Source organism: Nocardia sp. NPDC050718, assembly GCF_040654235.1.
Lineage (GTDB): Bacteria > Actinomycetota > Actinomycetes > Mycobacteriales > Mycobacteriaceae > Nocardia.
Genome location: NZ_JBFAHQ010000005.1, coordinates 460853 through 472244, shown reverse-complemented (window position 1 = coordinate 472244; position 11392 = coordinate 460853). Strand labels below are relative to the sequence as shown.

Below are 11392 nucleotides of genomic sequence, written 5' to 3'. Positions count from 1 at the left end.
TCGTGACGATTCTCGGAATCGGTTTGGACTTGGTGACCATCTCCGAGTTCGCCGAGCAGCTGCAACGGTCGGGGACGACGATGCTCAGGGAGAGCTTCACCGCTGGTGAACGCCGCTACTGCCAGAGCAAGCAGACGGACCCGGCCCGCAGCTTCGCCGCACGCTGGGCCGCGAAGGAGGCGGTGCTCAAGGCTTGGGCATCGTCTCGCTTCGCGCGCAGCCCGCAGATCGGGGACAACCCGTATCCGCTGATCGAGGTGGTGAACGACGCCTGGGGCAGGCCGAGCATCAAGTTGCACGGCCTGGCCGCGGAGTTCCTGCCGCGCGCCCGCGTCCACCTGTCGCTGACCCACGACGGTGACACGGCCGCGGCGATGGTGGTACTGGAAGATCCCGGCGAACTCGCCGACCTGATCGAGGGTAGGGAAACTACCCGCTAGACATCGCGCACCGTCACTCCGTGGCGGTGCGCGATTCCTTTTCCGCCACAAGCAGGTACGCCACCATGAGGCGCTTGAGCTCGGCGACGGCGTCGGCGTTGGACTGCTCGTCCTGCACGGAGAAGTTCAGCATCGAGTAGACGACGTGCACGAGCACCTCGGCCATCATCGTGCGCCGGGCGCGCGGGGTGCGCGGGGTCAGTGGCCGCAGCATCTGCGAGACCACCTCGGCGAATTCCTTCTCGTGCAGCGCGCCCGTCGCCCGGGTGGACGGGGTCGACTGCATGGCCAGCCACACCTCGCGCCGCGAGGGATCGGTGGTCCACAGGCCGGCCAGGTGGTCGACGAACTGGTTCATGTGCCGCAGCCAGTCCAGCGACGGCACCTCGCCGTGGAAGTCGGCGAGCTCACGGGAAACCGCAACCAGGTCTTGCCGATTGAGCTCGCAGACGATCACGTACTTGTTGGCGAAGAACTGGTACAGGGTGCCGATCGGCACCTCGGCGCGCTGCGCGACCTCTTCACAGGTGAACGATTCGAATCCGACCTCGACGAGCAGTTCGCGCGAGGACGCCAGCAGCGCGTCGAACTTGCGCTTGCTGCGTTCCTGGGTGGGCCGCTTGCGCGGCATCAGCTCCTGCGGGTCGTCCTGCAATTCCAGCGCAGGGTCCGGACGGCTCTGCTTGGACCGGGCCTGCGCGTGTACTTCCACCCATCCAGGCTAGCGGTATACACACATCCCCGACACGCGTCTACCGACAGCGTGTCAACAACTGGGCGAAATTCCTCCCATCCATGCCACAGCTGGTGACGAATCATCAGATGAGCGTGCGTGCATCCGCACGCTTATTCGCGGCGATCTCTCGTCGCAACCGACCTACCGCGAAGTGATGGGCCCCGTGCGGTCCCGTCCCGCATCGTTTCGCACAGGGAAGGCATGACTTGTGGCTGCAGGATCTGTGATCACCCTCGGCGTCAGCACCGAGCGAGGCGCCGTGCACGCGGTCGCCTTCGCCGAGTCGGGCGCGACCCTCACCGACCGGATGCTGCTGCGGCGCACGGTGCGTGCGGGCGGGGACAGCAAGGCGGAGGTCGCCGTCGCGGTGCAGACCGCGCTGGACACGATGGCCGCCGAACTCGACGACGAGCACGAGATCGCCGGAGTGGCAGTGAGTTACCGCGATGCCGCCGAGCGGCGCGCGATCGTCACCCGGCTGGCGTCGACGCCGTGGCGCACGGCGTCGCTGGTCTCGGCCAAATCGGCGCATCTGTTCGTCGCGGGCGCGATGACCTGGCTCGACGAGTTCGACAATCTGCTGGTCTACGAGGCCGTGCCGGGTCACCAGGCGATGACCCTGCTCGATCCGGGCAGGCACCGCGTGCTCGCCGCCTCCGCGCAGACCGGCGCGCCGACGCCCGACGCGCTGCGCGCCGGTGTGTCGGCGGCTTGGGACCAGTTCGAGGCGGCCGGGGTGAAGCCGGGCGCGGTGGTGCTGATCGGCTCGACCGCCGACGCGCCCGCGGTGCGTGAGGCGGCCGCCGGTTTCGGCGTGCCGGTGCTGCCGTGCCGGCTCGCGCCCTTCGCCCCCGCCGCCGGTGCCGCGCTGGTCGCGCTCGGTGATTCCGTCGATGTGCCGGTGGCCGCCGCCGCGCACTCCAAGCGGGGCACGGCGCTGGTGGCCGCGGCCGCGAGCCTGCTGGCGGGCGGGCTCGTCGCCGGTGGGTCGTACGCGGTGATGAACGGCGGGCCGCAGGCGGTCGACAACACCGCGGTGTCCTCCGAGCCCGGTGCGCATCCGGCCGAGCCGGTCGCGTCGCCGGGGCCGCAGCTGCACGAGACGGCCGACACCGGGTCCGCGGAGACCGGCTCGACCGGCGGCGTCGGTTCCAGCAGCGGCCTGCAGGTGAGCCCGGCGGCCGAGCCGTCGGCCACCTCGCCGTACGAGACGGTGTCGCCGAATCCGCAGCTGGTCGACCCGAGCCAGTTCCCGCTCGAGTACCCCACCCAGCTCTACGGTGACGCGCCGCAGGACGAGCCGCTGCCGCTGGAACCCGCCGCACCGGTCGTCCCGCAGACGCCCGCCGCGGCGCCGACCCTGCCGGGCACCGGCATCCCGATGGGGATGCAGCCCGCCCAGGCGCCGGTGCCGGAGGGCCCGCGCTCGGCCTCGGCCGACTAGTCCGCCCGAGACACGGGAAAGGGGCCGCGCGATCCGTCGCGCGGCCCCTGCTCGTCGGTCAGACGCTGGTCCGGCGGCGGAACAGCACACCGGCCGCGAGATACCCGGCGATCGCGATCCCCGCGCACCACAGCACGGCGAGCAGCGCGCTGTCACCGATCGGCGTGCCCATCAGCAGCCCGCGCATCGTCTCGATCACCGGGGTCACCGGCTGGTGCTCGGCGAAGGTGTGCAACCAGGTCGGCATCGTCTCGGTCGGCACGAACGCGCTGCTCACGTACGGCAGGAACATGAAGAAGAAGGTGAAGCCGTTGGCCGCCTCGGGATTCCGGGCGAGCAGGCCCAGCGCCGCGGCGAGCCAGGACAGCGCGAAGACGAACATCGCGAGCACCCCGAGGACACCGAGCCAGCGCAGCGGATCGGTGGTCGGCCGGAAGCCGAGCGCCACCGCCACCCCGATCACGACGGCGGAGGTGAGCAGATTGCGCAGCACGCTCTCGGCGACATGGCCGGTGAGCACCGCCGACCGGGCGATGGCCATGGTGCGGAACCGGTCGATGATGCCCTCGGCCAGGTCGGTCGACAGCGCCACCGCCGTGGTGGAGGCACCGAAACCCGCGCACAGCAGGATGATTCCGGGCACCACGTAGTCGATGTAGGGGCCGGGGCCCGCCTGCATCGCGCCGCCGAAGACGTAGACGAACATCAGCAGGATCATCACCGGCAGCGCGATGGTCATGATCATCGTGTCGGGACTGCGCACGGTGTGCCGGATATTGCGGTCCAGCATGGTGATCGAGTCCTGGGCGATGTGCACGGGGGACTGGGTGGTCATGGTCGGTCTCGTTTCGTGGGAGTTCAGGCGGCCGACGCGGCCCGGTGGGCGCGGCCGGTCAGGGCGAAGAAGACGTCGTCGAGGTCGGGGGTGTGCACACTGAGCTGGTCGATCGCGATGTCGAGCTCGGCGAAACGGTCGAGCAGCCGCTTGATCTCGACCGCGCTGCCGTCCGAGGGCACCTGCAGGGTCAGCTGGTCGGGGTCGAGGTGGCCCGCCTGGTCGCCGACGGCGTGCGCGGCGGCCGCGAGCAGGCGCTGGTCGGCGAAGCGGAAGCGGAGGTGCCCGCCGGGGACGAGCCGTTTGAGTTCCTCGGGCGTGCCGTCGGCGACGATGCGACCGCCGTCGAGCACGGCGATCCGGTCGGCCAGCTGGTCGGCCTCCTCCAGGTACTGCGTGGTGAGGAAGACGGTGGTGCCCTCGGCCGCGAGGTCGCGGATCGCGGCCCAGAGGTCGCGGCGGCTGCGCGGGTCCAGGCCGGTGGTCGGTTCGTCCAGGAAGACCAGGCGTGGCCTGCCCATCAGGCTCATGGCGAGGTCGAGCCTGCGGCGCATGCCGCCGGAGTAGGCCGACACCGGCCGGTCGGCGGCGTCGGCGAGGTCGAAGCGGTCGAGCAGGTCAGCGCCGCGCCGCCGGGTTTCCGCGGTGCCGAGGTGTAGCAGCCTGCCGGTGAGCCGTAGGTTCTCGGCGCCAGTGAGGACGCCGTCGACGGCGGCGTACTGCCCGGTGACGCCGATCAGGCCGCGCACGGTGTCGGCCGCGCGCACGGCGTCGTGCCCGAAGACGCGCGCGTCGCCCTGATCGGGCCGGATGAGCGTGGCGAGGATGCGGACCAGGGTGGTCTTGCCCGCGCCGTTGGGTCCGAGCAGCGCGAAGACGGTGCCGGGCGCGACTTCGAGCTCGAGGTCGTCGAGCACGACCTGCGTACCGAAGCTCTTGCGCAGCCGCCGGACCGAGAGGGCGGGCGTTGGTTCGAGCGTCATGAGTTCTCCGATCGAGAAACTGTTTATGAGATAAACATAGTTTATAGAGTAAGCAGTTAATCGGCGCAAGAGTGGTCCCGCTAGAGTCGACCCGAGCTGAGGAGGAGAGTGGATGACGGACGCGGCGCTACCGAAGGCGGTCGAGCTGATGTGGGGGCTTGGTCAGCCCGGCACGCGCGGGCCCCGGCGCACGCTGACCCTCGAGCAGATCCTCGACGCCGCCGTCGAGGTGGCCGACGCGGAGGGCTACGCGGCGCTGTCGATGGGCCGGGTCGCCAAGCAGCTCGGCTTCACCGCCATGTCGCTGTATCGCTATGTCGACAGCAAGAACACGCTGGAGGACCTGCTGCTGGACCGGGTGGTCGGCGTGCCGCCGGTGATCGCGGCCGGGACGCCGTGGCGGGCCGGGCTCGAGCAGTGGGCGAGCGCGGAGTTCGAGCGGATCGGCAGGCACCCGTGGTGGGTCGACATCCCGCTGAACCGGCCCCCGCTGGGGCCCAACAACATGGCCTGGCTCGACGCCGGGCTGCGGGTGCTGGGCGAGACGGCGGTGCCCGAGCCGGTCAAGCTCCAGCTGGTGATGAACCTGTCGATGTTCGTGGTGGGCAAGCGGCGGGCCGTGCGTGACCTGCAGGCGGAGGAGGACGGCGACTTCGCCTCGGTACTCGCGCGGGTGCTCGACCCGCAGCGCTTTCCCTCGGTGTCGGCCGCGCTGACCGCCTCCGCCTTCGACGCCGACGATATCGACTGGAGCGCAGCCGATTTCGAGTTCGGGCTGGCCCGCCTGCTCGACGGCTACGAGGTGTTCATCCGCACCTTCGGCGGCTGACTACACCGACAGGTCGCGGCGCAGCTTGGCGACGTGGCCGGTGGCGCGGACGTTGTACTGGGCGAGCTCGATCCTGCCCTGCTCGTCGACCAGGAAGGTCGAGCGGATGACGCCGGTGACGGTCTTGCCGTACATCATCTTCTCGCCGAACGCGCCCCACTCCTTCAGCACGTCGCGCTCGGGGTCGGACAGCAGCGGGAAGGTCAGGCCCTCGGCGTCGCGGAACTTGGCCAGCTTGGCCGGCTTGTCCGGCGAGATGCCGATGACGTCGATGCCCGCGCCGCCGAGTTCGGCGAGGTTGTCGCGGAAATCGCAGGCCTGCTTGGTGCAGCCGGGGGTGCTGGCGGCCGGGTAGAAGTAGACGATCACCTTGCGGCCGCGGTAGTCCGACAGCGACACGTCCTTGCCGTCGGCGTCGGGCAGCGTGAATGCGGGGGCGGTGTCTCCGGGGGAGAGGCGATGGTTGTCGGTCACCACCGCACGGTAACCGACCGGGTCCGGCGAACGCATGGATAGACTCGTCGGCGAGCAGCAGACACATATTGGAGGTGACGGTGGCCAAGGACGACACCGACCGGATCGAGCGCGAGATCGAGATCGCGCGCGCCCGGTTGGCGACGACGCTCGACGAACTGGCGGTGCGCGCCGATCCACAGCGGATCGCGGACGACACCAAGGCGATCGTGGTCGCCAAGTTGAACGAGCCGAAGGTCAAATACACGCTGATCGGCGCAGGTGCCCTGGTGGCAGGCCTGGTCCTGGTCAAGATCTTCCGCCGCTGACACAAGCAGGCGAAACAAAACACCCGATGTGGCCGAGCCACATCGGGTGTTCTTGTTCGAGCGCAGGACTACTGCGTGGGGCAGGCCAGCCCGTCACCGTCGGGGTCGAGGTGGGGGGAGTAGCCCGCTTCGCCACGGAACAGCGGGGCGCGCCCGGCCGCGATCGCGTCGTCGCAGCTGCGGAAGGCGCCGCCGGCCGAGCCGGACTGGACCAGGTTGGCCGAGCCGGTCGCGCCGAGGAGCGAGTCGAAGCTGGAGGAGCCGGTGCCCGCCGAGCCCGACACCACATCGGCGTGGGCGGCGGGGACGGCGAGCAGGGTGAGACCTGCGGCGGCGAGGCTCACGGAGAGCCGGCGAACGTTCATGAATTCCTCGATGTCTGCTGCGGTTCGGTTGTGGGCCCGGACACTTGGCACCCCGGGCGGCCCCGTCCACAATCGTGAACGGGGCGTCCGGTTGTCAACCGCGCGGGTGCCCCGAATCGCCGCGAATCGCGGTCGGTTATTCGCCCAGGCGGCGTCCGGTCGAATGTTCGGCTGGAACAGTACCCATTCGACCGGCCTGGAAATCCTCCATGGCCTGAATGATTTCCTCCCGGGTGTTCATGACGAACGGTCCGTACTGGATCACGGGTTCGCGCAACGGCATTCCGCCGAGCAGCAGGACCTCGAGATCGCCGGTGCTGCTGTGCTGGGTGCGGTCGGCGGTCAGGGTGATGGCGTCGCCCTTGCCGAAGACCACGAGCTGGCCGGCGCTGATCGGCCTGCGGTCGACGCCGACGGTGCCGCTGCCCGAGAGCACGTAGGCCATCGCGGTGTAGTCCTTGGGCCACGGCGTCTCCAGCTGGGCGCCGGGTACCAGCGAGGCGTGCGCGTAGGCGATCGGGGTGTAGGTGGAGCCGGGACCGGCGAAGCCGCCGAGTTCGCCGGCGATGACGCGCACGAGCGCGCCGCCGTCGTGCGAGCTGACCAGGGTCAGTTCGCTCGCGCGCAAATCCTGGTAGCGCGGGGTGGCGAATTTGTTCGCCCGCGGCAGGTTCACCCACAGCTGGATGCCGTGGAAGGTGCCGCCGGAGATGACGAGCTTCTCCTCGGGCAGTTCGTCGTGCAGCATGCCCGAACCCGCGGTCATCCACTGCGTGTCGCCCTCGCTGATGACGCCGCCGCCACCCTGGGAGTCGTGGTGGACCATGGTGCCGTCGAGCATGTAGGTGACGGTCTCGAAGCCGCGGTGCGGATGCCAGGGCGCGCCCTTGGCCTCGTAGGGCTCATAGGCGACGGGGCCCATCTGGTCGAGCAGGATGAACGGGTCGGCCGAGCGCAGATCGATGCTCGGGAAGGGGCGGGTCACCTCGAAGCCCGCGCCTTCCTGCTGGCGCGCGGCGGTGACGATCTGGCGGACGGGTCGCTGGGTCTCGGTGACATCGGGCCGGGGCAGCCGGGGCAGCACCATGATGTCGTCGACGGTGATTGCGGGCATGGGATGCGCCTCCTGGTCGGTCACGTGCTTTGTTTCCATGTCAACCAAATGGGTTCTAGGATCATTCCCGTGACCCGATGGTTGACCGAGGAAGAGCAGCAGACCTGGCAGGCCTATATCCGGATGCGCCAGCGGCTGGACGCGGCGATCGCGGCCGGGCTGGCCGAGCACGGCCTGTCGATGGCCGACTACGAGCTGATGGTGCCGCTCTCCGCCACGCCGAACGGGTGCCTGCGGGCCAAGGAACTGGCGAGCGAGGTGTGCTGGGACAAGTCCCGGCTGTCCAAGCAGCTGGCCCGGATGGCCGCGCGCGGGCTCGTCGACCGCAGGCCCGCCGAGGACGACGCGCGCGGGATCGTCGTCTCGCTGACCGAGGAGGGGCGCGCGGTGCTCGGCCGGGCCGCGCCCGAGCATGTCGAGTTGGTGCGCGATGTATTCGTCGACCGGCTGAGCGAGCCCGAGAGCGACGCGCTCCGGTCGCTCTCGGCGAAGGTGGTCGGGGCGAGCGACGCCCGAACCACGTTGCCTGGTTAACGAACTCGCGCTGACGGTCGATGGACAACGCGTAGGTCGGGCTCGTCGAACCCAGGGGTGGCTATGACTGTTCGAGCAGGAGTCGTCGGTGCGGTGGGCGCGACGCTGATCGTTCTCGCCGGATGTTCGTCGTCGCCGGATTCCGCGACGCCGACCGGGCAACCGTCGGGTGCGACGCCGACCCAGTCGACGGTGCAACCGGCACCGTCCGGCGCGACGCCGACCCAGGCGACCGGGCTGCCGGGTCCGTCGGGTGCGACGCCGACTCAGGCGTCCGGGCAGCCAGGGACGCCCGTCCCGACGACCGACCCCGGGGCGCCGGTCACCTCGGGCCAGATCACACTCGCCCCGTCCGGCCCGGCGACCAGCGTGGTCTCGGTCGTCGCGGTGACCGACGCCGGTCAGGCAACCGACGGCTTCGCCATCGTCAGCCCCGATCCGTACGGCGCGCTGGACTGCAAATACGCCGAACCCAGCCGCTCGGGGAACACTCCCGGCATCTACTCCGGCTGCGGCGCGTCCGCCGACTCGGCCGATGTCTGCTGGGCACCGCCCGGCAACACCACCCTGCTCTGCGCGAGTGATCCCTGGCAGCGCACGCTGCGCCGCTACACGGTGACGCCGCAGCTCGCGCCCGTCGGTCGCACCGAGTCGCCCGAGCCGTGGGCGCTGGAACTGGCCGACGGCAGGCACTGCCGCATCCGGGTCGGCGGTGCCTGGGGCGGGCGCTCCGACGGACTGGTCGGCGCGTACTCCTGCGACGGCGGCAGCCACGACGTGGTGCTCCAGCCCGCGAACGCGCGCACCGCGGTCGACACATCGTCGAGTACCTGGACGGTGCAGGTCGGCCCGCTCGGCTCGGGCAACCCCGACTTCCCGCCCCCACCCGCTGTCGCCGTGCGCACCGCGTACTTCGCCGCGACCGCGGGCTGACCGGACGAACCTCCGCTGCGGTCGTGACTATCGCGCCCGGTCCGGCGGATATCGGCGGTGTGGCCTCCGGCCTCCGGCCAGCTGGGCTACGTCGGCCTTCTGTGTTCGGCCTCCGGTCCCCGCCCGGCTGGGCTGCGCTGCCCTTCCGCGTTCAGCCTCCGGCCCCGTCCGGCTGGGCTGCGCTGCCCTTCTGTGTTCGGCCTGTGGCCTCCGACCCCAGTCCGGCTGGGCTGCGCTGCCCTTCTGCGTTCGGCCTCCGGCCTCCGGCCCCCATCCGGCTGGGCTGCGCCGGCCTTCAGTGTTCGGCCTCCGGCCTCCAGCCCCCATCCGGCTGGGCAGCGCCGGCCTTCTGTGTTCGGCCTCCGGCCCCATCCGGCTGGGTTGCGCTGCCCTTCTGCGGTCGGCCCGTGGCCTCCGACCCCTCCAGTCCGGCTGGGCAGCGCCGCCGCTGCCGCATTCGGCCGGGGCGTGGATTCGGTGCGCTCAGGTCATCGGCCGGGGGGTGTCCCGACTCAGGTGAGCGCGGTGCCGGTGGTGGCGGTGATGTGGTCGGGGACGTCGCCCGAATAGTCGCCGGTGGTCAGGGTGCCCGCGGGTTCGAACAGGAGCAGCGTGGCGCCCTCGGCCGAGGACGGGCGGTGCTCGACGCCGCGCGGGACGACGTAGGTGTCGTTGCGGTGCAGGGTGATTCGACGGTCCGGTGCGCGCAGATCGATGTCGAGGGTGCCGTCGAGGACGAGGAAGAACTCGTCGGTGTCGTGGTGGGCGTGCCAGAGGTGCTCGCCGCGCACCTTGGCCAGGCGGACGTCCCAGTCGTTGACCTGGGCCAGGATGCGCGGGCTCCACAGGGCGTCGAAAGTGGCGAGCGCGGTGTCGATATTCATCGGTCGATCGGTCATGCCTCATCGTCGCGGTTGCGGTGGCGGGCCGAACAGTGCGATGAATGGCACATGTCGCAAGATTTCTCGCAGCCGGGACTGCACCGCATCGCGGCGCTCGTCGACGACGGGTCCAATCCGTTCGAGCTCGCCTGCATGACCGAGGTGTTCGGGATCGAGCGGCCCGAGATCGGCGGCCTGCTCTACGACTTCCGGCTCTGCGCGCACCGGCGCGAAGTGCCGATGCGGCAGAACTTCTTCACCATGACCGGCCTGGCCGACCTCACCCTGCTCGACGCCGCCGACACCGTGATCGTCCCGAACCGTCCCGACACCGGTACCCCACGGCATCCGGCCGTTCTCGCGGCGATCGCCCGCGCGCACGCCCGTGGCGCCCGGCTGGTGGGCATGTGCAGCGGGGCGTTCACCCTCGCCGAGGCCGGGGTGCTGACCGGTCGCACCGTCACCCTGCACTGGCAGTGGGCGGCCGAGTTCCGCCGCCGCTTCCCCGAGACCGCGGTCGACGACGCCGTGCTGTTCATCGACGACGGCGACATCCTCACCTCGGCGGGCAGCGCGGCGGCCCTCGACCTCGCCCTGTACCTGGTCGGCCGCGATCACGGCGCCGAGATCGCCACCGCGGTCGCCCGCCGTCTGGTCTTCGCCGCGCACCGCCGCGGCGGCCAGCGCCAGTTCATCGACCGACCGGTGCCCCGCGACCCCGGCCCGTCGCTGGCACCGACGGTGGAGTGGGCCGAACACCATGCCACCGAACCGATCACGGTCGCCGACCTCGCCGCCCACGCCTGCGTGAGCGTGGCCACCCTGCACCGCCGCTTCCGCGCCGAACTCGGCTGCACCCCGCTGTCCTGGCTCACCGCCCGCCGCCTCGACCACGCCCGCCGCCTCCTCGAGGCGAGCGACCTCCCGATCGACCGGGTCGCCACCGCGAGCGGCCTCGGCACCACGGTGAACCTGCGCACCCACCTCGCCGCCGCCACCGGCCTCACCCCGACCGCCTACCGCAGACAGTTCCGCGCCGACCCCGCCTGATCCACGAGTTCCCTTGCACCACAGCCAGTTCAACGCCCCGCCTCGGACAAGCGCTGGCACCGGCAGATCGACATCGCGCTCACGTCGGCGTCGCGCCACCACGCGGCCTCGGCACCACGGTGAACCTGCGCACCCACCTCGCCGCCGCCACCGGCCTCACCCCGGCCGCCTACCGCAGACAGTTCCGAACCGACCCGCGTGAGACGCGGGCTCCCTTGTCCCACAGCCGGTTCCGCGCAGCGCCCCGGAAACGCCGCTGCGACCAGCAGATCGACACCTGCGCGGCCCCGGCTCCGCCGGCCGGTCGAACCCAGCCGTGCTGCGGTCCAGCCGTCCAGCCGTCCAGCCGTCCAGCCGTGCTGCGGTCCAGCCGTCCAGCCGTCCAGCCGTGCTGCGGTCCAGCCGTCCAGCCGTCCAGCCGTGCTGCGGTCCAGCCGTCCAGCCGTCCAGCCGTGCTGCCGTCCGT

The 11392-nt window shown here is 70.8% G+C and carries 14 protein-coding genes and 1 pseudogene; 7 read left to right on the top strand and 8 right to left on the bottom strand.

Annotation, left to right across the window (positions count from 1 at the left end; genetic code table 11):
* Positions 1-2 precede the first annotated feature (2 nt).
* Positions 3-440: a holo-ACP synthase gene (locus tag AB0H54_RS24975; protein WP_189032848.1), complete on the top strand. Its 438-nt coding sequence runs from the start codon at positions 3-5 to the stop codon at positions 438-440.
* Positions 441-453: 13 nt separating this feature from the next.
* On the opposite strand, the gene AB0H54_RS24970 is transcribed toward AB0H54_RS24975, so the two are convergent.
* Positions 454-1071, bottom strand: a complete 618-nt coding sequence (locus AB0H54_RS24970) for a TetR/AcrR family transcriptional regulator (protein ID WP_355277186.1) — start codon at positions 1069-1071, stop codon at positions 454-456.
* Between the two features lie 313 nt (positions 1072-1384).
* On the opposite strand from AB0H54_RS24970, the gene AB0H54_RS24965 reads away from it, so the two are divergent.
* Positions 1385-2620 carry a hypothetical protein gene (locus AB0H54_RS24965; RefSeq protein WP_357348260.1) on the top strand — a complete coding sequence of 412 codons (1236 nt, stop codon included), beginning with the start codon at positions 1385-1387 and terminating at the stop codon, positions 2618-2620.
* 58 nt (positions 2621-2678) lie between these two features.
* On the opposite strand, the gene AB0H54_RS24960 is transcribed toward AB0H54_RS24965, so the two are convergent.
* A complete protein-coding gene (locus AB0H54_RS24960) occupies positions 2679-3455 on the bottom strand; it encodes an ABC transporter permease (RefSeq protein ID WP_357348259.1) in 777 nt (258 codons plus the stop codon).
* Between the two features lie 23 nt (positions 3456-3478).
* Positions 3479-4438 (bottom strand): ATP-binding cassette domain-containing protein, encoded by a 960-nt coding sequence (locus AB0H54_RS24955; protein WP_357348257.1) that lies wholly within the window; start codon positions 4436-4438, stop codon positions 3479-3481.
* Positions 4439-4550: 112 nt separating this feature from the next.
* On the opposite strand from AB0H54_RS24955, the gene AB0H54_RS24950 reads away from it, so the two are divergent.
* A complete protein-coding gene (locus tag AB0H54_RS24950; RefSeq protein WP_357348255.1) occupies positions 4551-5267 on the top strand; it encodes a TetR/AcrR family transcriptional regulator in 717 nt (238 codons plus the stop codon).
* Here AB0H54_RS24950 and bcp read toward each other — a convergent pair whose 3' ends face one another.
* Positions 5268-5741, bottom strand: coding sequence for a thioredoxin-dependent thiol peroxidase (gene bcp / locus AB0H54_RS24945; RefSeq protein WP_357348253.1), 474 nt, complete (start codon positions 5739-5741; stop codon positions 5268-5270). It lies immediately after the preceding gene.
* Between the two features lie 80 nt (positions 5742-5821).
* Here bcp and AB0H54_RS24940 point away from each other — a divergent pair, with 80 nt between their 5' ends.
* Positions 5822-6049, top strand: a complete 228-nt coding sequence (locus AB0H54_RS24940; protein ID WP_022567119.1) for a DUF3618 domain-containing protein — start codon at positions 5822-5824, stop codon at positions 6047-6049.
* Between the two features lie 68 nt (positions 6050-6117).
* On the opposite strand, the gene AB0H54_RS24935 is transcribed toward AB0H54_RS24940, so the two are convergent.
* Positions 6118-6414, bottom strand: coding sequence for an excalibur calcium-binding domain-containing protein (locus tag AB0H54_RS24935; RefSeq protein ID WP_355276847.1), 297 nt, complete (start codon positions 6412-6414; stop codon positions 6118-6120).
* 136 nt (positions 6415-6550) lie between these two features.
* On the bottom strand, positions 6551-7528 hold the full coding sequence (locus AB0H54_RS24930) for a pirin family protein (RefSeq protein WP_355276849.1): 978 nt from the start codon (positions 7526-7528) through the stop codon (positions 6551-6553).
* Between the two features lie 69 nt (positions 7529-7597).
* Between AB0H54_RS24930 and AB0H54_RS24925 the strand changes: the two genes are divergently transcribed.
* Both AB0H54_RS24925 and AB0H54_RS24920 read left to right on the top strand, forming a co-directional pair.
* Entirely contained in the window at positions 7598-8062 is a 465-nt protein-coding gene (locus tag AB0H54_RS24925; protein WP_357348250.1) for a MarR family transcriptional regulator, read from the top strand.
* 63 nt (positions 8063-8125) lie between these two features.
* Positions 8126-8995, top strand: a complete 870-nt coding sequence (locus AB0H54_RS24920) for a hypothetical protein (RefSeq protein WP_357348248.1) — start codon at positions 8126-8128, stop codon at positions 8993-8995.
* Positions 8996-9507: 512 nt separating this feature from the next.
* Here the strand turns inward: AB0H54_RS24920 and AB0H54_RS24915 are convergent.
* Complete coding sequence (locus AB0H54_RS24915; protein WP_355276853.1) at positions 9508-9894, bottom strand: cupin domain-containing protein; 387 nt, start codon at positions 9892-9894, stop codon at positions 9508-9510.
* Between the two features lie 51 nt (positions 9895-9945).
* Here AB0H54_RS24915 and AB0H54_RS24910 point away from each other — a divergent pair, with 51 nt between their 5' ends.
* Positions 9946-10926, top strand: coding sequence for a helix-turn-helix domain-containing protein (locus AB0H54_RS24910; RefSeq protein ID WP_357348246.1), 981 nt, complete (start codon positions 9946-9948; stop codon positions 10924-10926).
* Positions 10927-10955: 29 nt separating this feature from the next.
* On the opposite strand, the pseudogene AB0H54_RS24905 reads toward AB0H54_RS24910, so the two are convergent.
* Positions 10956-11392, bottom strand: a pseudogene (locus tag AB0H54_RS24905) (hypothetical protein); the annotation flags it as partial.